The following is a 22,265-nucleotide window of genomic DNA, read 5'->3' as shown; positions in this document are numbered from 1 at the left end:
TTTGGAGAACGGTAACTCCATCATAGGGCACCTCCGGGTCGTGTCTGGGGGTGTCCTTCCCCCGTCATCAGGCCCCAATGGAGCCGGGGAGAGCGTCATTAACGTCGCCAAAAGACGCTCAGATAAAGAGTTGTGAAACCTGGCTAACCCTCTCAGCGAGGCTTTATCCCCCGTTTTATAGCTGTTTGATAGGACATTGAGACCGGACTTCAAAACTACCGCTTACTATAACTGTACCACGTTATCGAACGCGTTAGCGAAGGCTTTGTCCCTAGTAGTCACGACAACTTTTTTCCTTTTTACGACCTCTTCCATTAGTGTGTACCTCAGCCTCTCGTCCAAATACGCCTCAGCGTCGTCTATCAATACCAGCTCGCCTCCTCTGCTCGACAGTAAGATCTCGGCTAACCTCCTCACCCCGCGGGACGTGACCGGGTACTTTTTCCCGTCAATGAACACCCCGAAATCTGTGATAGCCACCTTCTTACCGTCAACTACGACTTCGCCCTTAACTTCCCCTACCGCTGTTACCGGCCTGAAGCCGTAAAAATAAAAGTCTAAAAAAGCGTTGACTATTGCACTGCCCTCTACTTCCTTCAGGAGGTCCCTAAGTAAGTCAAAATACTGCCACTTTTCTTTTCCCTTGACGCCGTATATTACCTCTACAGATGTCCCCGAAGTGTTAACTTGTACCTCCCCTACCGGTAGGTTATTGTCCTCTATTTCTCTGACCTGAAATCGGACTTCCTTATTGAGTTTTAAGTTTACGCTGACCCCACCCCCGTCGATGTTTAACGAGAGGTCTCCCAGTCCGTTTTGAAAAGTGACCTCGCCGTTCCCGTTAACTAGTTCCCTCACATCACACCTAAACGTGTCCTCTAAACTTTTCTTGAACACTACCCCAAGTGCTTTAACAAATTCTTCACCTACTTGGGGGCTCTTCAGTCTTACTCCTTTAGCCCAAGCGTTTATTACCCCGTAGAGTGTTAGGAGTAGAGTGGTCTTACCGGACCCGTTAGGGCCGACTACAGCAATGCTCTTATCGAGCGTAAAACTTATGTGCTTTATGGGGCCTATCCCCCTTACAGTTACTTTCATGCCCTCTCGGGATATTTCCTCGTCGTTATTAAATAAATTTAGGCTTAGAGAGGATCCTCAGTTTGTCGGCTGACACAGGCGACGTGGGCTGTGTTTACTCATCGCGTTTTATTTATGCTTTCAATTTTTTAATTACAAAAGATAGAAAGCCTCGCCCTTTACGGTAGACCCAAAACCGTTTTATAAAAATAACTTCTGTCCAGTAGGGACTGTTCTCATGCAGCCATGAAATTCGAAAACCATTTGTAATATTATATCAAGTTAACACAATAGCCTCATTAAGGGTGTTATCTCTATCCAGAAGGTACGGAGATAAACAACTTGTACTTGTTATGCTACCTTGAGTATATCACGATCTTTACACACATGTTAAACATGTTCTTTATATTTCTAGTCCTTTTTAGCTAATTACATTAGAAAAAAGATTTTTTACGAATATTTCAATATTTTTACAAATACTTATCGAATTTCATGACTGTTTGAGAATACTCCCACCTACGGCACCACATTGTCAGGCTTTCAACTGAATGGCCCCTTTACGTTATTCGCGCCCCTTAACAAGCCAAATATAAACGGCACGTGACTTAATATATGCTTAATAAAAAATTAGGAATTAAATAAAGAATAAATAAAGAAATATTTACCTTCTCCTTAACGCGAGCATTACACCTATAATAATCGCTATTACTACTATGACCCCTACTATTACCAGCAACGGGAGGCCGGAACTGCTGGTAGTGGGCACGCTGCTTGACGGCGTCGGTAAGGTCTGCGGGGTAGTCACGGGCGTCGTTGTTGTGGTGATAGTCGTTGTTGGCGTAGTGGTAGCGGTAGCGGTAACTGCTATGGTCGGTATGAGCTCGTTCATCGGTATCTCGTATATCATGTTGTAATTGACTGGTTCATTGACGATATAGGTCGGTGAGGCGACGTACATAACCCCATTGACCACCGTGACTGATGCCTCTACGCTGGTCACGTTTATCGAGACCTCCTTAACAACCTTTCCGGTGTTAGCGTTAATGGCGATAATCTTGGATGTGCCGCAGATCATGTGGTTGTTGATAGTAATACCGTAAACAAACACATAGCCGTCATAGTAGGCGACTTGTAATGGCGTTATGTCGGCCTTAATAGTGCTGACCACCTTGTTGCCCTCTACTATAGCCACGTAGTTCACGCTCCCGTTGCCCCCGCCCACGAACAGCTCCTCATTACCGAAGGCAAGTTCAGTGGGCTTGAAGGGTAACACTATGTTGTTTACGACTTGCGTACCGTTGATTACTGATACGGAGTTGTTATTATAATTAGCAACGTATACTAGCCCGTTCTGCGGGTCGTAAGTGAGGGCTGTTGGGCTATTGCTGACGGGTATTGCGGAAATTACTGACCCGTTCTCCGGGCTTATTGCTAGGACCAAGTTAGAGCTATTATCTGCCACGTATAGCACGTTGTTAACGCTGTCGTAAAGGAGCGCGACTGCACCCTCCCCTGCAGTCCCCTTCCATATGACGCTGCCGTTATACGGGTTCTCCGCGACCAATTCGTTCCCGGAAATCGCGTAAATTACGCCGTTATGAGTGTTGTAAGCCAACGCAGCTGGGTAAAGCACTGTTGGGATAAACCCAGCGACTTCGTCCCCTTTCACGATATATATTACGTTTGACTGACAATCTGCAACGTAAAGCAACCCAGTGACGTTATTGTATAATATGTAGTCTGGCGGTATCTGTGTCCCGACAGCTATGTAACTGCCTGTCTTGGGGTTAACCGCGATTATGGGGTTCGGAAGTCCTGCTAGGGCATATAGCATACTCGTATTAGGGTCGTAGATTAAGTCGTTAATGTGCTCGCCTAATGAAACGGGTAAGCCCGTTAAGAGGCTACAACTCTTATTTGTTATATTAACTACCCAAATAGAATTAGTAAACTGATCGTAACCATAGATCTCGCCGTCAGCGTATACTGTGCCAACGAGTACAATCGTCTCAAAGGGTGCTTGAACCAAATGTACAATGTTAGAGGAAGAGAGATTATAGGGATTGTACTCATATACAGCATGATATAATAGACCATAAATATAGTTTTTGCCTACCACTAACATATCGGGATTATAAGGGAGTATGTAACACGTACCGTTCTCAACAATACTTGTGCCGTTCACAGCCGACACTAATATACCAGCGTCTGATGAGTACCATATCGTGTATAGTAGCCCAGTACTAGGGTCATAAACTATGGAGCAAATAGTGGAACCATTAAACAGCGTCCCGATTTTCTGCCAATTCTGGTTGAGTACCTCTACATTACAACTATAGACAACGTATATGTAGCCGTACTTAGATAAGAATACTTTTATCGGGGAACCGCCAACGTAAATCGTCTTCACCACCTTGTTAGTACCTGGGTCTATCACGCTAATCGTCCCTGAGCCCTTATTAACTACGTAGAAGTAACCGTTGAAGTACGTAATGTTTGCTGGGTTGACGCCCACAGTTATTGCGCCTACAAATGAGTTGTTATAAGGGTCGAATATCACCACGTCGTTCTGGCTTGGATTAACGGCGTAAATGAAGCCGTTGCTTGGGTCAACCGCGGCCGAAACTAATGAACTAATTTCTGGGCCCGCGTAGAGCTTGATAACTTGTACTGGAACAGTCTGCATAGTCTGGGAAGTTACTTCGATCGTAGACGGTGCCAATACAGAGAGCAACAATAATATAGATAATATAGTATTCCTCATCTTAAGCTATATAACTTGGTAAGCTTTATAAGTTTTTCGCTAAGAGTGTGGACAACAATTTAGTTAATCTGAAATAAATTATATTAAACGTGGTTTCTCTTCTTGAAGAAGAGGAAAATTCTTCTTGAGGAGAAACTACATAATACTTTTTTAGGGTGAACACGGGAGTAATACTCGAGGTGAGGACATGGGGACTAGGTGGAAAGTCCCAGTGCTCACCCAAATGATATTGAATGGAGTATATTAACCTTAACCCGAGGTTTTTCTCAAGAGAGACAATAGCTCACGCCCTTGCCGAGTACTTAGCAGGGCTCTCCTCATGGAGGACACACCTACCCCACTCGACACTGCTCTACTATTTCAGGAGGTTGAGCTACGTGAAGTACGTCGTCCCCTTGAGCGGGAAATATGCGATTGACGAGACTGAGGTGAGAACCGTGAAGGGCGAATACTATTACGTGTGGGTGGTGAGGGACGTTAATACCAAGGTAGGGACGTTAATACCAAGGCTATACCCTTCTTCATGGTCACTAGCTTGAGGAGCGGTGTACACGTACTCGTTGTGCTCGCAAGCATGGGTGGGGTCGAAGAGGAGGCGAGGAGGGTATTTAACGTGAGGGTCGACAAGGTCGTCTACCTGCACGACGGTGCCACGGTATATAACGCTTTCTCGTGGCTTAATGTGGAGCACAAGAGGGTGAAGTTCGGGGAAAGGGATTATGCGGAACAAGGGTTCAGGAGTTTGAAGCATAGGTTGTCGCCCATGGACTCCCACTTCCCTTGGGACGCAAATAAGTACACGTTGGTGAGGTGGTTGTCTGTGTTTTTCATGGTGTATAATGTGCTTTACGCTCCTGTGTATTTGTTAGGCAAGGGGGTGATGATAAATGTAAATATTTCAAATTAATGAAATTGTTATCCACGCTGATAGTGTCGTTATTAAGCTATAAACTAAGCATGAAATGGACCTCATCCAGGACCTGCGATGCGGGACAGGGACTTAACACGCCTTAAGCAGTATAAAGAGACTTTATAGCTCAGTGACGACACTATCTCCACGCTCATTATAAATAACTAAATATTGTAATATGACTCTATAATGAATATTTGTTTTATGTTTATGTCCTTTTATGAGAGAATTTTTGCACTATACTAAAAAGTTTTTATGTATTATGTTTTATACTTTGTCAGGAGCCAAAGGGCAACGTCAATTTCACTCGCTCAGCAAATTTTTACCTTTACACTAACGGCACTGTTGCCCTTCATTAACTGACGGGGTATTAAAAAATAAAAGCTGTTTATAGTCTATAATAATTTAAGTGATGTAATATGGTAGTGAAAATAGATAATCTTCCTGCCGAACTATTATGCCCGTATGAAGCTGCTAGAAATAATGAAAATATTATTAGTCTAGGGATGGTGATATATGAAAAATATGGGAAAGATTAGAGAAATTATTAAGGCTCTTGAAGTGCTAAAACAAAACGATACAGTAAAGGTTCTTTTTATAACTCAACTATTACCCGTTAATTTAATACTTTATTATTTGCTGGTAGGCTATATCTATCTTTCTTCTAAGAGTTTAGTAGATATAGGGTTAATTGTTGTTACCTCATTAAGTGGAATTCCATCTTTTTTACTCCCATTTTCCTCTGCAATAAATAATTCTGTAAAAAATTTGAAGAAATACGATCTTACAGTAATTTTATTACAAATTATTACTTTGGCATTTGTTGTAGGCCTAGTTATGGCTAATTATATTTTTGCTCCTATTTATGCAATACTTCAAGGAATATTTGCTTCCCTATTTATACTTAGAGAACCGGTCAACTTATATTTATTAAAAAGTACAAATATTAATTTTGATAAACTAAGAAATCTTGAGGGAATCTTAAGCTCCTTACGCCAAATAAACCAGGCTATAATAGTTATAACTATAATTTTGCTAGAGAATATATACGGGTTATTAATTTTTAGCGTGGGATTTGCATTATTACTAATTTTTATGATAATTACTCTTTTCTTTAAATTAAAGTTACGTTATCCTACTGTAGAAAGTTCCACTATTATTTCTTCATTTATAAGCCAGTTTAAGTCACTACAGAAGATGAACAATACTGAAAAACTTTTCCTTGTGAGCGATTATATAGTATATCCTGTTATAACTTCAGTATCTCCTATCATTTTCTATCTATTGGGTATTACAAATATGTTCAATTTTAGCTATTCTATCTATCTTATATTCTTATCCATATCAATGATTTTAGCTACATATATTTCCAATATATTAAACGTTAAGACATTTAGCGAATATATATTATTTTACAGAATTAGTATATCTATATTATTTATATTATTATCTTTAGTTATCTCTGTCTTCCCCATATTCATGATAGGAGTATTTACAATACTTACATTAGAGAATTCCTCGTTTATTTATCTAAACTCCTTTTTAATTACGCTCATCGAAAAGGAGAAGATACGCACCATAATACCATTTATGGAGTTTATTTTCTCACTAGTATATTCGATAGCAGTAATCACTGTTTCGGAAATAGGCTCAGAAATTGGAATATTAAACATTTTAAGATATATAGGAATTTTAGGTGTAATAATTTATACAATGTTGTTCGTGAAGGCTAGGAATATTAAAGTAATAACTAAATAAATGTTATCTTTTTATATTTAGAAAGATTTAACGTGCTATTATACCCGGTCAAAGTTTATAAGGCAAGGTAGCTCAAGAATATCAGTTATATTTACGAGAAGACCAATGGGAAGACCTTTGCCCTTTAATACCTGACGAAGTACCACTATTAACAACTTTACTGTGATAACTTGTTCCCCTAGGGAAATCACTGAAAGGCCTTTGTGACGTTCCCTGAGGCACTAACGGGGGACATACGCGGAGTAACGGGCTATGCCCATAAGAGTGGAGGTGACGGGGTGTGTGCTACCACCAGCCAACCTCTGAGGGAGAACCGTGACGCTCCCTCAGCCCGTGTATACCTTTACTCGGTTCACACAAGGCGGTTGGAGCGAGAGCGTAGAGACAAACGGTAAGACGCAGATAAATTCGGTCGGGGAGATACCTTCACATACGATGACGTGCTTATTTGTCTTAATAACTCATTATAACTTATGAGGTATAGTCACGATGAGGTACTCATCCATGTGGATAGGGCTTTGTTAAAAGTCCTTGAAGAGGTAATAGACGAAGACAAGTCGACGGAAATTAAAGTACTGTTAAAGCAGAAGAGATACGAACTGGTGAGGAGGGTTAACGTATCTCCCAAGAAAGACACCAGCTTAGACAGGCCCGATATATGGTACTTTAACGGGCAGGTCATAGTTGAAGTAAAGACCAGTCAAGCCGAGTTCGAACAAGCCCTGGCCCAGCTGAGGAAATACGTCCAACAGTTCTTTAGAGAGACTGCGAGGTACTGTATAATTACAGACGGGCTCAACTGGGACATAAGGGACGCAAACCTGGAGAGGGTAGCGTTTGTAAAGGTGGACGAGAAAGCTTACGAGGCCGGCGCGCTTGAAGAAGCCATAGCGTCATCGGAGGAGTTAAGGGGAGTCCTAACGAAAGCCTTCAGCGAAATAGACTTAGGTGTCGAAATAGACCCGCCTTCAATAAGTAAAGTCTTTTCGCCCGTCCTAGGCTACACTGACTTTATAGCCCGTCTCCTTGAGGGGTATAAGGACCACCCCCTCTACTTGTCATATAAGGACATAATGCTGAGGTTATACTCCGGGCTGAAAGAGGAAGAGGTGACTAAACTCTACGCTATACACACACTCCTCCAAATGGTAGTTAACTCCGTCTTGTCCAAGACTTTAAACAAAGACATAACAGACACTTTAAAAGTCTGTTCGGGAGAACTACTCCAGCCATATGAGACCTCACTCCCCCAACTGGTCTGGTGGAACTACGGGGAGACCAAGGAACTGGTAAAACCTGTCTGCGACGAGATAGTCTCCTACCTCTACATATTTAACTGGGGGAGTAAGCCCAGTATAGACGTCTTCAGCCACCTCTACGAGGACTTTGTGGAGAAGTCCCTCAGGTATAAAGTGGGGGAATACTATACTCCTTGGTGGTTGACGGAGTTAGCCCTAAAAGAGCTTAAGGAGATGGGTGCCCCCATAAGGGGCGGGATAGTCTTAGACCCCTCTTGCGGTAGCGGTAGGTTCCTGGTCTCAGCTTTTTATAAGAAAGTGAAAGAGGAGGGTAAAGACCCTGACGAAGCTTATTACGAGATAGTTGGTATAGACATAAACCCTTTAGCAGTAGCCCTAGCTAGGGCTGAGCTTATCATATCGTACATCTACTTACAGAGGGAGAAGGAAGGTATCTTTAAGTTCTCTCAGCCCAAATTACCGCCCGGTACTCCCTTAATATTCTGGGGGGACTTCATAGGGCCGGTAGTAAAGAGTTATACAGAGGTAGTCAAGGAATTAAAACAGATCATGTCATCGGTTACAAACCCCCTGTTGAGGACTGCCCTTATTGACAAGGTGAGGAAATTGAAGAAGAGCGACGCGCTAAAGGCGGTGATGCTCTTTGAGATGGTGATTTCCGAGTACCTGAGTAAGGGCGAGTTAAGGGCTTGTAAAAAGGTAGAAGAGGGAGATAAGCCGTTGGCTACAGCTTGTGAAATAGCGTCAAACTTCACTTCAGGTAAGGTCTCAAACTACTTGAAGGAGCTAGTAGAGAAGTACGGCGACCACGTGTGGGGGATCCCGATAACCTCCAGCCTGTTTATTGACGTCTTTCTACCCGCTATACAGCCGGAGGTGGTGGTCACAAACCCCCCTTGGATAGTCATAAACACCCTACCTAAGGGGTCTAAGTGGGCTGAAGGCGTAAAGGACTACGTGAAGAAGAGCATGTTAAGCGGTATTAAGATCCCGGGTACGGCAATCTCAAAGGGTGACGTGTCAGCGGTCTTCTTGGACGTAATACTTTCCTTAATGTCGGGCGGGGGGTATGTAGGTATAGTCTTACCTGCGGGGCAATCTTACAGCGGGTTTTCCACGTCGCACGGTGCCGGAAAACTCCTGACATTTAGGGTAATGAAGAGGTGGGACACTAAGGGCGAAATAGTCTATCTAGGAGACGTATTCGGCCACGGGGTCCCCGCCAGCCTCGCAGTCCTGAAGAAGGGGGAGGGCTTCGACGTCAGGTGTAAGAGCGTCTCGGTCAGGTTAGACAAGGACTCACACTTAGACCAAGACCCCAACTTGAAAGACGACGGCATATCTATTGAGGACCACGTATTAAACGTGGACGAGTACTTAGAAAAGAGCAGGGAAATACGCCTCAACGGGGTAGAAAATATCCGGTTAGAAGGTGACGTGATTTCTCCTACCTTTTCCGGTGGCCCTACCGGCTCCACTAAGAAGGACGTTATCCCGCTGACCGTTACGGTCAGGGGGTACGACGAGACCACCAGGAGGGCAGCGATCTCTCCCTTAGGGTTCAAGGGTTCGGTGACCTATTTCGGTAAGGTAGAGTGGGTCACCTCTTGGTATATCCCGTTGAAAGTGATCTACCCCTTTGCTATCATAAGGGCCTTTAAGCTCATAACTAGGAGGGAGACCCTAGAAGAGCTATATAAAGGGTGGGAGGGGCTTAACGATACCCTCCGTGTACTGAAAATACCTAAGAAGCCAACTATAAGCTGTGAGGAAAAGGCTAACCTACTACTGTACAGGAACCAGAGGACTTTCGTCTCTGCCGTCATAACGCAGGAGGTACTCGAGGACATGTGTAAAAAATCCGACGGGGTGTTTATCGACCACCACGTAGTTGTCCTGGAGAGTAAGGACAGTGACGTCGTGTACTATTATTCGGCAGTGCTGAACTACATGGTACATAAGGTAAAGGAGTTGGAGTTAGGCGGGTTTAACAGGGACCAGTTCGGGAGGCCTATAAAGGCGGTGTTAGAACTGGGGCTGGAGTGGAGAGGAGAAGAGTGGCAGAAGAAGGTCTCGGAGCTCTCAAAGTCAATTTCGTCGAACTTCAGGGAGAAAGTGTTAGTAAAGATGAAGCTTAACCCTAACTTACCCGTATACGAGGTCGTAGACATGGGGCGGGACGAGGTCGTAAACGAGGCTTTAGGCCTTAAGGTGGAGAAAGTCTTGGAAGACCTGAGGCTGTTAAAGGAGTTCACGGAAATCGTCAAGGAGCTCGACACCAAGGTTTCAGGTAATGTCAGGGAAGTGTTGTCCAGGAACGTTATTGAAAGCAGGAGGGGTTGAAATAATTGGCGCGGTGTAATTAACGGGCTAGCCTACAACGCCGTCGACAAGAGAAGGAGGGCTAGTCTGTAGCCACGGGCAGACGGTTATACTTCAAGTTATGGCTGGTGTTACCCTCGTTTGTGGGCCCCCAACTCTAAGGCACTTAATATAAAACGGGGTGTAAATAGGACTTAAGCGTTTAGTGTAATACCCTTCCCCCCCCCCCACGGCTTTCAACACATCGCGATTTCCCAAAAACCCCTTAAGCCTTACCGGTTATGCAGGTGATCCTTTCCAGTTCAGCCTTCATCCTAACCCTTATATCGATCTCGGAGGGTAACTGGAGGGTATTTATAAGGGTCTTAAACCTAGAAGTTATCCAGTTAAGGTAGAGGAGGGAGTAAAATACCTTGGACTTGTCCTCTTCAGCTACTATGCCCTTTACCTTGTCCAGTATGTCGCCGTACTCCTCACATACTAACTTAAGCCCGTATTTACTGCAGAACCCTTTAGGGTCTTCTACCATTTCCCTTAGGGGGTTTACTTCGCCCCCTATTAACGCCTTAAAGGGGAACACGTCTTTACAGCTCCTCCCGCCACAGTCACCGTCGATGATGAACGATACCTTATCCATTACATCGATCAGGCCTTCTACCCCGAGCGACTCGACCTCCTTGACCAGCCCGTCTTCCATCATCAAGTTCCCCTTTACGTCCTCCGCCAACAGTACGTCTACCAACTTTATTATTTCAGTATACTCTTTCCTTATCTTGTCCGTCTCTTCTAAAACTTCACAGTCACTACCGGTGTTTGGGGAGTAAGGGAGGTCACACAAAGCCTTAATTATATCTTCAAGGAACGCCTCGTAGTTCCTAAACCGCTCCTCGTTCACCCTCAGGCTCTTTAAGTCCCTTAACAGCCTTTGTACCTTCTCCCTGAAGTCACTGAACTCCTCGGGTTTAGAGAACAAGTTGTGGACGTAAGTCATGCAGGATATAGGTGAGGAACATAACTTATTTATCTCTTCCCTGAAGTTGTCTATTTCGTTTACCTCATCGACCATCAACGGAGTTAAGACCTCGTGTAGCCTTATCGTCGAGTCCCTCAGCTGTAGACACTCTTGGACTGAGGACTGTCGTTTCATTTCATCAATCTGCGTCTTTAATAACTCAGTCTGTTTTCTGTAATAATATATAGTCCACACTAATGCTACCGTAGAGACTAACGAGCTTAGGCCTGACGCTAGACTTACCACCTGCCCTATCACTGACATAAGAGTATATATCGTAGCAAACAAGAAAAAAGTTGACTATATGGACAGTGAGCCTGCCCTCCACGTTTAACCCCGTAAACCACATTTTACATAAGGTCGAGGTTCTCACCCTTTTTAAGGCGGAGATCAACATTTAAATTACCCTTTCTAACGGTAGCCCAACGGCTGGGGTGGAGGGGGAGCGGATAAAAAAGAACCCGATCAGGGCCACAGTTCCCACGGAGGTCGGTGTGTCAGACCCCTTTAGCCCTTATTAATAAATATGTGGGTTGACAAATGTGTGGGCTTAAGCGTATGAGGTATACTTGACGACTTAACGGTTTTCCACGAACACTATACAAAGTCTCCGCCTATGTCCTCCCTCTCTCCGCTGCTCCCAATGCGGGTTTGATCCCTAAGGAAAAAGCCGGGGCGCTCACGGCTTGTACTATATATCCTCTATATGTCTATTATTTTTATTGTTCATTAAATAGACTATATACGTTATATTTTTAAAAAGAATCTCGCATTATGTAAGCGGGTAAACATGGACTTAAGGGACTTGTTCAAACCCCTAGACTATTCTAAATTTAACATATACCATGCAAGGAGCTTGCTGATAACTACTCTGGGAATGTTTACAATAAGCTACAACACTACCTTCGTGTCCATAGCACTGCATACACTGTCAAAGCAGTTCCACATCCCGGTAGGGTCACTACTATTCGACCTCTTAGGTACAGCGTCCCTCTGGACAGCGGTAGCTGGTGCACTGTTTTTCGGCATAACAGCTAACTTCAAGGGTAGGAAGTCAGTATACGGGTATGAATGCCTCCTATTGGGGATAGGCTCACTGTTAGGTGCGTTTGCCCCCAACGTTTACTGGCTGATCCTCACCCAGATGATCTTCGGCGTAGGGATAGGCGGGGACTTCGTCCTGTCACCTATAGTCCTAGGCGAGTTCTCTAACGCTAAAGACAGGGGGAAACTGCTGGCGTTTGCTGTAGGAGTTACGGGGCCTTTAGGTTCAATAGCCAGTGCCCTGACTTTCTTAGGCTTAGACGCGGTTGGTATTACCGGGTCATTGCAATGGAGGTTGGTGTTAGCGTTAGGCTCAATAATACCCTTGTCAGTAGTGTACCTGAGGAGGAAAGTGCCCGAGTCACCGAGGTACTTATTGAGGATTAAGGGGGACACAAAGGAGTATTCGCAAGTTGTAAAGACGGTAACGGGGAAGGAAGAGAACGTTAACGTCAACGCAAAGGACAACTTCCCGGTAATGAAGTACCTGAAGAAGTACAGTTTCGCGATATTTATTGCAGGTCTTCTCTGGTTCCTGGACCACATGGTGAACCCCGGTGGGGTATTCGAAGTAGACTTGATAGGTAGGGCATTAGGCTTTACTAACGGTGCGATATTCAGCCTCCTGATCACCTTAGTTGCCTCCATACCGGGCGGGATAGTGGCGTTACTGCTGATAGACAGGTGGGGGAGGAAGCCTTTAGAGTCCGTTGGTTTCTTAGGTATGGCCGGGTCCCTGATACTCTTTGCCTACTTCTTCAAGATAGGTAACTTCCCCACCTCGCTTTTGGACTCCTTGGGTTTCCTGCTGATCTTAATGTACCACTTCTGGCACAACGTGGGCCCCGCTAACGTTAGTGCGGCCGGTGTATTTAACGTAGAGCTAATCCCCACGAAGATCAGGGGTATAGGGTCTGCTATAGTAGTGGCCATAGACAGAAGCGGTGCGTTAGTTAACTCCGCCATATTCCCGTTCCTTTTCACTAATTTCGGCCTCGGTGTGGCAGTGGGTGTAGGGGGTATGATGGGCGTCATTGCGGTCATCGCTACACTGTTGCTGGTCAAGGAGACGAAACAAAAGCCGTTAGAAGAATCTTCGGAAGAGTTCATGTTCTTCGGAGTAGAAAACCCAGAGTAATTTTTCCTAATACTACTTTTATCTGAACTGAGAAAGTGACCAAGCTTTTTTGGGCCTTCACGGCCCTTGTGTGAGCCCTATTTGTCCAAATAAGTAGGTTTTATATTAAGAAAGTAAAGTTATACTAGGTCAGTCTGGGAAGAACAACAGTAACTTAGCGGATACGTCCCTTGGCCATGTGAGAATAAACTTTCTGGCAATAAGCTTTCCCTTTAGTACCTCACAGTGTATGACAAGGGGTTTCAATACGCAGTTAATGTTCCTTACCCAACGACTTCTTATATTTTTCTAAGGCAGACAAGTATTTTTCTACTATTTCCCTGCCCTTATCGGTTATCATTATCATTTGTTTAGGCCTGTGCTTGTCTAATTTGTATTTTATTTCTATCAGGCCTTCAGCTTCTAACGTTTTTAGGTTCACCGAGAGCGTCGACTTTTTTATATCCAATGCCTTCTGTAGCTCTGTAAAGTTAACTTCTTTAAACCCCATCAACGCCAAGAGTATAGTCAACCTGACTGGTGAGGAGAAGGTAGAACTCGAGTACGCTAACTTTAGTATTTCGCTTAACTCTTTCGTTATTTCCCCCTCACTCATATGCCCTCACCAGCGAAATTACCCCCGCGACTATCCAATTCGCACTAAAGTATATGGCTGCCAAGTCGAAAAAGGGTATGAAAGGTATGCTCAGTACGGAAATGACGGCTAACCTGTCTTCAGGGCCCATTCGCACCCTATTATACACGAATACACGGTAGAGGTAATACTCCAAGAACACCGTCGGTAGTATAAAGACGATAATGGAGTCTACGGCGACCTCTATCACGGCGACCGTTATTATCACAATGGACAGCACCATGAGGTCAACAGGGTAACCCCCGACCGTCAAGTAGAACGGGTATTTAGGCACGTCACCAGACGTTATACTGTGTAGCCTACGTAATAGTACCGACGCCTTACTGAGTTTCAGTTCCGCATAGACGCAGAACAGCACTATGGAGAGGAACAGTGTGTTTGTAGTTAACCCGGTGTCCAAAAAACTGAGGTCGGATAGTGACAAAATGATCACTATCGGGAAATATACCCCCACCGCCAAGTATATAGCCCCTAAATATTTCCTCATTTTCAGGGAGTACAACCTCGTAAGCCCTTCCTCAGCTCGTCTGACTACCTCATTAGCTTCCATTACTAATAATAATGGGGAGACTTCTAATATTTTTTTCCTCAGTCAGGAAGAAGGGGTCCAGACTTCATAGGGCTTCATAATACTTCATATTAACCCTTAACCCCTTGTACCAGAGTAGCGTGGTATATAGCATAAAACGTCAGTGTCTACGGAAAAAACCGTGACAGTTAGGATTACCGCAAATGCTTACGCACACTCACGTTTCGTTTCACGCTAAGTTTTTGAGCCCTAAGCCTTTAATTGTGATATGTAATAACACACGACACGCCTAAACCGGTAAAAACACGCCGATACGAGGTTTTGGGTAAAACGGTGTCGGGGCTCCGGCTCTCTTATACCAGGATCGTCGGGGCGATTAAAGTCCTGCTGTGGACATAGGCCAGACCCTTAAGCAGCTTAGCTAGATCACCTTCTACATAACTGTCTCCCAAGTCCCCGAAGTATTCGCTACCTATCCTCAGTATTGTCGCTATCCTCTTCGGTTCAAACTTGACGCTGTCACCCAAGGCGTTCTTCATCGCCGTCTTGCCCATATTGATCGCAACGTCAGCGGACATGGGGACCTCGCCGTCTTCAAAAGTGGCACAGTCACCTGCCCCGTACACGTCCTTATGGTCAATAGACCTCAACTCCTTGTCCACTATCATCCTGTGGTTTTTATTAGAATGGCCGAACTCGTCTATAATTTCGGGACCTTTAAGACCTCCAGCAAAAATTGTGAGTTCTGAGGGCACTTCACCACGGTTAGTCACCACTGACCTAGCCTTCACCTCTTGTGCTTCAGTCTCGAGCATCACGTTAACACCTACCTCCTCGAGTACCTTCTTAGCCTTTTCTGACGAGGAAGTGGTCATAGTAGGTAATAGCCTATTCCTCCTCTGGACTAAGGTCACATTTACGCCCCTGTTGAGCTTTAGGTTACCCGCCAGCTCTACACCCGTAGCTCCCCCACCGATGACCACCACGTCCTTGACTTTCGTGACTTCTTCTCTGATCTTCTTAGCGTCTTCAAAGGTCTCTATCTTTAACGCGTAGTCTTTAGCCCCTTTAACCCTAGGTAAGTTCTGCCTATGGCCCAAGCAGATCAGGAGCTTGTCGTAGTTAAATTTCCCTTTATCCGTCAGTATTACCTTGTCCTTAAAGTCGGGTTTTACCCAGTTAATTTTCACCGCGTTATACCTCCTTATCACGTAGTCCTCACCCACACTACCGCAGGCATAGTCAATTATCCAAGGTGTTAAAGTAAAATACTCTTTCCTATCGAGGACTACAGCTGACGGGAACTGAGACAAGGCTGATAAGCCCGCAAACCCCCCGCCCAGCACGACGATCATTTATTATCGCCCTCTGTTATTTCCTGCCATTTCTCCCTGAAGATCGATATCACGTACCCTTCAGCCTGTTTGAACGTAAGCTTCGGTGGCATCGGTCTCTCATCGGGGTTGACCACTGCATCGAGGACTGCCCCACCTTCTGTACTAAGGAACTCTTCTATCACGCTTTCGTCTCTAGGGTCTTCCATCCTGTACCCTTTAAACCCTACGGCTTCAGCTATTTTCACGAAGTCCGGGTTATAGAGGTCCACACCCCATTCAGGGTACCCCATCACTTCCTGCTCGAACTTTATCATACCCAGTTTTGAGTTGTTATACACGACCACTTTGATGGGTACACCGTACTTCTTTGCGGTTATTAACTCCATCATTGTCATGGTAAAGCCCCCGTCGCCTGCGAACACTATAGTCTGTTTACCTCTAGCGAAATAGGCACCTATCCCGCCCGGTACCCCGATACCCATTGAACCTAGCCATGACGAAAACACGAACGCTTGCCTACCGCTAGCCCTGAAATGCCTCGCAGTCCACATGGTGACGTTGCCCACATCGGTGACTATAGTAGCGTCGTCGTCGCACTTTTGGGACACTAAATATGCTACCCTTTGGGGCCTCATGGGCTTAGACAAATCGTTCTCCTGCTCTGATAATTCTTTTAACCAGTCTTCCTTACTACCCCTCATCTTATCGTAGTACTTTTCAGCCTTCTCATTAACTTTAGACCTTATCTTTAGGAAGTCCTTGATCGGTACCGGGAAGGCCACGTCCACTTGGACTCTTTTACCTATATTTGAAGGGTCGGTATCCACCTGGATCACTTTTGTGTCTTTAGGTAGAAAACTGACGTAAGGGAAAGAAGTGCCTAAAAGGATTAACAAGTCTGCGTCGTCTATAGCCTTTACTGAGGGCTTACTGCCTAATAGTCCCAGCCCGCCCATGACCTTTGGGTCTTCGTCGGGTAAGACGCCCTTACCGTTTAGTGCGTATATCACCGGTGCGCCTATCTTCTCTGCGAAGTCGTTGAGCTCCTTAGCTACCCCCCTAGCTCCTCCACCTATCATTATGACTGGCTTCTTACTCTGGTTTATTAACTCTATAGCTTTAGAGAAATCAGGTAAATAGTCTATTGGGGGAGTGAAAGTCTCTTTCCTACCCTCATATTTAGCGTCTTTTCTCAGGACGTCCACGGGTAAGTTAATGTGGGCTACTCCCCGCTTAGCCCTCGCTTCCCTGATAGCCCTCCTTACTAAATACTCAGCACTTTCAGGGTTCACCAGGACTTTGTTAAAGACTGCGACGTCGTCGAAGAGCCTAACTAGGTCGACCTCCTGAAAGTAGTCCCTCCCTAACATATCGCTTTCCACTTGGCCGGTAAAAGCGATGACCGGTGCGTGGTCCATCTTGGCGTCGTATAAGCCGTTCAGTAGGTGTATCGACCCTGGGCCCGATGTACCCATACACGCTGATGGCTTGTGAGAGAGCTTGGCCTCGACTGACGCTTCAAAAGCCGACCCTTCCTCATGTCTGCTCTGGACGTACTTTACGCTCTTAGACTTCCTTATTGCGTCTACTAACGGGTCTATTGAGTCCCCCGGTATCCCGTATACCCTTTCTATCCCTTCATCTTCTAATACTTTTACTATTACTTCAGCTACTGATGGCATATAATACTTGGTAGTTTGAAAGTAATATTCGCAATTTATAATAACACTTAGGTAGTATAAGCACCTATTTTTTAATAGTTCTATAAAGAAAAAGGGTATACATATGCAGGCTCCTCTACGAGAAAAGTACTTAAACGCCCCAAGGACTGACGTCAATGTCGTAGAGCCTTTTACCCAAAACCGTTGCGTATACACGTTTGAGGGCGGACACAGTACCGTTACTAAGCTATAAAGTAAACGTGATAGGGGCCTCTACCCCGACGCTACGGTGAGAGATAAGGACTTAACGTGTCCCAAGTTAGCAGTCTATTCCGCTTTATCGTGACTTAAAAATTTTTATCAGAGCCCGTGCATCTTATAAACAATTTTCAACAAACTAGAGAAGCTCCTACACGCTCTTCAGGTTAGTGAGCTCCCCAATGCTGAACTCGCCCTTTGCAGTATCCAGCTCCTTTTAGTACTTCACATTTTTTAATAAAACCGATGTGGATCTAAAAATTTTATCAGCAATACCGGTAGTTTGGTATTACCAAGGAAAGGTAGAATAACTGTTGCTCAAGTAATATAAAGAGACTTTGTAGCCCGGTGACGACACCATATGCCCTCTCTCACAAGCTTCTATAAACTAGACGCATAATTTTACATTATTTACGATCGAGGCTCCAGGTTTTGAGTAAAATAAAGTGGAGCGCAGCTATAATAACAAGGATAGTATTCATTGGAAAAATCGTGACAGCTGGGTATTACCCTAAACATTTACGTGAATACTTATACACAACCTTCAATGAACGTTAATCATATCTGAGACCCGAATCGCTTAAAGGTTTCCCCAATCGAGTCATGATAAAAAATGTAGCCATGTAGAGTAGTGGGGGGCCTTACCCAGTAATGAGTACGGTATTTAATGTCACCCCTTTCTGACGGTTATTTTAAAAGGAGGAAACGACCTTAAAGAGCGACTATTTTCATAGAGACTGATACCTTTTAAGTTTAAAAAAAAGCGGTTTGGCGTAAAGGAGTTACTTCCTCTTCCTTAAAACGAAAACTCCTACAGCTATTACTACCACTATAACGACCGCTACTACGGCCAACATAGTAGTGGGGATACCCGAGGTGGTAGGAGGTACCGTTGGAGTAGACGTTTTGCTCGGAGCGGTAGTAGTTGTAGGTACTGCCGGCTTGGGGAAGTTTACTTCATAGACTTGTACCTGAGTCTCACCTTGTGTGGGCTGTACTATGTTAGTACTCGTCGTGCTAGAAACACTGAAGTTTGAGTGGGCTTTAACTACATAATACGTGTAGGGGTCTTCCTCTACCACGTACACGTTAGGCGACGTTATGAGGCTAAACACCGAAGACACGCCTATTTGCCCTATACTCACATTACCCCTGACCGTGCCGTTATCGTTTAGGAACACTAAGGCGTAACTGTTACTGTCATTTACTAATAAGGCGTAGTTTTCAGGCGTGACATCGAAGTCGGTAAGGTTACCGCTCAGGGTATAAGTCGTAACCCCCCCAGCGTATATGTCTGTCACATTAATTCCCTTTACAGTAGGGTTAGCCACTAAGAAGTATTTCCCGTAAGTGTAGAAGAAGTCAGTCTCTACTTTCGTTAGGTTCCTTGTGATATTTACCGGGCCGGGTATGGTTATCTGCTTTACTTGTACGGTTAACGGTATTTTAGCTACCGGTGTCAGACTACTACCGTTATATCTCTCTACCGTTACTTCCTTACTACCCATTATAGTAACGTATAACTGGCCCCCTATGTTCTGTACCAGTATTTCGGGCGAGACATTTGACAAGTGTATGGTAGTAGTTACTTCACCGTTAGACAAGTCTATCCCCAACAATGTCGCGTTGACCGTAAGGCTCTGTGCGGGCTGTTGTGAAAGCGAAGTTAACGGTAACGGTGTAGTATTGACTACGAAAAGCTGGTCACCCACTACTGAGGCAGACCCTTGTAAATATAGCGTCAAAGAACTGAGGCCATTAGACATGCCAACAAATGCACCGGGTATAAAGCCTAATTCTAAGTAATTAAGCAAGGGGTAAACTTTACTCCAGACTATTTTACCGTCGTTGCTATACAAGGTGAAATTGAAAGGTACGGCAGATGGAGACATGGATATATTAGAAATGTTTTCTACCCCTATTAGGTCACCTTGTGGTAGCTGTAGCTGGATCACCGGTATTGCGTCCACCAGAGTGATGTTCGTGTTGTTAAGCATGATCGTGAAATTATAAGAAAGGCCAAGTGCCGTAGGCATTGACGATGTAGGTGCTGAAAAACTCACTCTCTCAATTTCCAGTGCTGACAAGTTCATAGGTGGGGCGTGTCCGTCTTCATTAGCACTTACCAGTAAGCCGTTGACTGTGTACGTGTTCACCAACCTCAGACCGCTGAACACGTATACGTAAGCCTCGTACGATGGGGTAACTGCCAACGGTTGCATGGCATAAGATGGAAATGACACGGTATCAACTATCACGTAGAGGTCCCCGTTTTCAACAAGTGCGTAAACTTGTGATATACTCGTCAGTGTTGACTTATATAAGATAGTGCTAGTGGTGCTGTTGAAGAAGTAGATGTACAGTGTAGATGAAGGCTTGGTATTGAAATTCCCTAGGGAGAAGGAAAAGTTAATGTAACTCATCGCTACTACTACTCCATGGTCGTAATAAGTCACGCTATTTATATTCAACCTAGGTGTGTCGATTGTCGTTGACGCTACCTGTTTGACCTGAGGAGTTGATTGTGCAGTAGTTACTATTATACTCAGGAAAAATAGGGAGAAGAGCAGCAGAGCAATAGGTGTGTATTTTTTCATAAAAAGATGTTATTGACGTAGTTTAAAAATCTTGTCCAAATAACGGGATAGGGGCCCTAAGCACTAACCGAGTGTGGTGATGCAACACGTCTGAGAGGTAAATATGTTTAGGGTGTAAAAATACCGTTTATTGGTATTATACGTGTAAATTCGAGTTAGAAAGTGACATTGAGTTAAGGCTAAGGCTATAATGAGGACATATCACGTCTAAAGACGAGAAACTTTCCACCTGAGCGGAGGCACTGCTATACCCGTTAACGTTTGGTAAAAACCTTTGATAGCTAGGTGTTATCCTGCACATTTACCTTTACATCTGGGAAGGCCCCATGTTAAGTGCTTTAGACCTCAAAGCCCTGGTCAAAAAAGCCAATTTTATAACGTGCGGTTTATAAAAAATGAGAAAAGCGGGTATTGGGTTTTCACGGCCCATTTACACGTTATATACAATATACAAAGGCTATTCTGCATTAACCTAGTTATTAACACGTCACTTTACGTCTTTACACGTACTACGTATTAATATTACTTAGTGTAAATTTAATGTGATAACCTCACTTTGTTTAGACAAATATAAATCGCAACGTAGACGTAACCGACCACCTTTACTCGCTAAAAATTTTTAACATTTTATGCAGATTATATCACAAAGGAGACAATAATGGACGACTCAGGAAAAGACGACCGTGGGGAAAAAGGCGGTAGTGAAGTCAATACGACGGGAGATAAAAGGGACGGCTGTGACGATAACTCAAGACCCAAAGTGGGGTGGCATAAAAGGACCCCCTGCACCCATGCACGTGTAGGACTGGAAAGTACCGACCGCGGGCTCGCCTTAATAATTGACGGCTTTACGAAGTTTACGGAGCGAGACGAGTATGTCTACCATGAAGCGCTGGTACACCCCGCCATGTCAATCGCTAGAGAGCCCAAAACAGTACTCATAATAGGCGGAGGGGACGGGCTGGCACTCAGAGAAGTCCTGAAGTGGGACAGCGTCAAGTTAGTTTACTTGGTGGACACAGACAAGTGCGTAATACGTATAGGTAAGGAGCTTTCCCTTAACGACCGGTCACTACACGACAGGAGGGTACGAAAGGTAGTAGGTGACGGGAGGGAATTCCTCATGAAGCAAAACCGGACGTTTGACGTCATAATCGTAGACGTCATAGACCCCAGTTACGACTTCAACGCACTCCACCTCTTTACACTCTCATTTTACGAGCTTGTGAGGAGCAGGGTAAATAAAGCGTTCGTCACGGTGGCGGGAGAACACGGTTCCGAGGAGGCCCGGAGGGTTTACGTTACGGTCTCAAAGGTGTTCCCTTACACTTCAGCCTACCACGTCAGGCTACCCTATACGGGGTCAGACCGCGCCTTAGTGTTAGCCTCCTTAAACCGGCTTTTCCCTACATCGTTACCGGAGGGGCTGAAGTTCGTCAACCGTTACTTCCTCTACCAAGCTACCGAAGGCAAGCCCTTTATTGACAGTGCTGACGTGATCACTGAAGAGTACCCCTTGAGGCTTAGGTACTTTGCAGGGGTAGGACTCGACGAGGACGAGGACTTAGTAAAGGGTATTGTGTTAGGGCCACAAATAGTGGGGGTCATGAATAAGAGGGTCATAGTGGTAGAAAAGGGAAGCGGTGACGTGAAGAGCGCAGTACCTGAGCGGGTCTATACGACGGACGTGAATGTGATGGACAAGTTGAAGGTAGCTATGGCCGTGCCGCTACTCCCATTGGGGCTGTTCAGCCCAGTGTTGCTGGGGATATTACTAAACGACATGAACTTAGGGTTATTAACACTACTTACCTTTTTCCTCTCTATCTTCGGGATGGCTGTCATAGAGAACAAATATGTGTATAAGGCTGAATACATTGATGTGAACTGCGGTGAGTTAGAGATATTAGACGACACCGGTAAGGTATTCGGTGCTATAAGGGAGGTATTCGATTAACGTGATGT

General features: G+C 44.7%; 12 protein-coding genes and 1 pseudogene. 5 read left to right on the top strand and 8 right to left on the bottom strand.

Annotation, left to right across the window (positions count from 1 at the left end; genetic code table 11):
* Positions 1-225: 225 nt before the first annotated feature.
* Together KN1_RS05925 and KN1_RS05920 are read right to left on the bottom strand one after the other, a co-directional pair.
* Complete coding sequence (locus tag KN1_RS05925) at positions 226-1,098, bottom strand: ATP-binding cassette domain-containing protein (RefSeq protein ID WP_221289985.1); 873 nt, start codon at positions 1,096-1,098, stop codon at positions 226-228.
* 640 nt (positions 1,099-1,738) lie between these two features.
* On the bottom strand, positions 1,739-3,841 hold the full coding sequence (locus KN1_RS05920) for a YncE family protein (protein ID WP_221289984.1): 2,103 nt from the start codon (positions 3,839-3,841) through the stop codon (positions 1,739-1,741).
* 187 nt (positions 3,842-4,028) lie between these two features.
* On the opposite strand from KN1_RS05920, the pseudogene KN1_RS05915 reads away from it, so the two are divergent.
* From KN1_RS05915 to KN1_RS05905, 3 genes and pseudogenes are all read left to right on the top strand, one after another.
* Positions 4,029-4,748 (top strand): annotated as a pseudogene (locus KN1_RS05915) (IS6 family transposase).
* 528 nt (positions 4,749-5,276) lie between these two features.
* Positions 5,277-6,509: a hypothetical protein gene (locus tag KN1_RS05910; protein ID WP_221289982.1), complete on the top strand. Its 1,233-nt coding sequence runs from the start codon at positions 5,277-5,279 to the stop codon at positions 6,507-6,509.
* Positions 6,510-6,982: 473 nt separating this feature from the next.
* Positions 6,983-10,111 carry an N-6 DNA methylase gene (locus tag KN1_RS05905; protein WP_221289981.1) on the top strand — a complete coding sequence of 1,043 codons (3,129 nt, stop codon included), beginning with the start codon at positions 6,983-6,985 and terminating at the stop codon, positions 10,109-10,111.
* 244 nt (positions 10,112-10,355) lie between these two features.
* On the opposite strand, the gene KN1_RS14705 is transcribed toward KN1_RS05905, so the two are convergent.
* Entirely contained in the window at positions 10,356-11,366 is a 1,011-nt protein-coding gene (locus KN1_RS14705; RefSeq protein WP_225905799.1) for a hypothetical protein, read from the bottom strand.
* Positions 11,367-11,892: 526 nt separating this feature from the next.
* Here KN1_RS14705 and KN1_RS05895 point away from each other — a divergent pair.
* Positions 11,893-13,284: an MFS transporter gene (locus tag KN1_RS05895; RefSeq protein WP_221289979.1), complete on the top strand. Its 1,392-nt coding sequence runs from the start codon at positions 11,893-11,895 to the stop codon at positions 13,282-13,284.
* 253 nt (positions 13,285-13,537) lie between these two features.
* On the opposite strand, the gene KN1_RS05890 is transcribed toward KN1_RS05895, so the two are convergent.
* The 5 genes from KN1_RS05890 to KN1_RS05870 form a co-directional block, all read right to left on the bottom strand.
* Positions 13,538-13,879: an ArsR/SmtB family transcription factor gene (locus KN1_RS05890; protein WP_221289978.1), complete on the bottom strand. Its 342-nt coding sequence runs from the start codon at positions 13,877-13,879 to the stop codon at positions 13,538-13,540.
* Positions 13,872-14,468 carry a hypothetical protein gene (locus tag KN1_RS05885; protein ID WP_221289976.1) on the bottom strand — a complete coding sequence of 199 codons (597 nt, stop codon included), beginning with the start codon at positions 14,466-14,468 and terminating at the stop codon, positions 13,872-13,874. Before KN1_RS05885 ends, KN1_RS05890 begins: the two co-directional genes overlap by 8 nt.
* A 332-nt stretch (positions 14,469-14,800) precedes the next feature.
* Positions 14,801-15,802: an NAD(P)/FAD-dependent oxidoreductase gene (locus KN1_RS05880; RefSeq protein WP_221289974.1), complete on the bottom strand. Its 1,002-nt coding sequence runs from the start codon at positions 15,800-15,802 to the stop codon at positions 14,801-14,803.
* Complete coding sequence (locus KN1_RS05875; protein ID WP_221289972.1) at positions 15,799-17,466, bottom strand: thiamine pyrophosphate-dependent enzyme; 1,668 nt, start codon at positions 17,464-17,466, stop codon at positions 15,799-15,801. The genes KN1_RS05880 and KN1_RS05875 overlap by 4 nt, the downstream gene beginning before the upstream one ends.
* Positions 17,467-18,485: 1,019 nt before the next feature.
* A complete protein-coding gene (locus KN1_RS05870; protein WP_221289971.1) occupies positions 18,486-20,300 on the bottom strand; it encodes a hypothetical protein in 1,815 nt (604 codons plus the stop codon).
* Positions 20,301-20,958: 658 nt separating this feature from the next.
* Here KN1_RS05870 and KN1_RS05865 point away from each other — a divergent pair.
* Positions 20,959-22,257 (top strand): spermine/spermidine synthase domain-containing protein, encoded by a 1,299-nt coding sequence (locus KN1_RS05865; protein ID WP_221289969.1) that lies wholly within the window; start codon positions 20,959-20,961, stop codon positions 22,255-22,257.
* Positions 22,258-22,265 lie beyond the last annotated feature (8 nt).

Origin of the sequence: Stygiolobus caldivivus (assembly GCF_019704315.1) — an archaeon.
GTDB classification, from domain to species: Archaea; Thermoproteota; Thermoprotei_A; order Sulfolobales; family Sulfolobaceae; genus Stygiolobus; species Stygiolobus caldivivus.
This window is presented reverse-complemented; position numbering and strand designations above follow the sequence as displayed.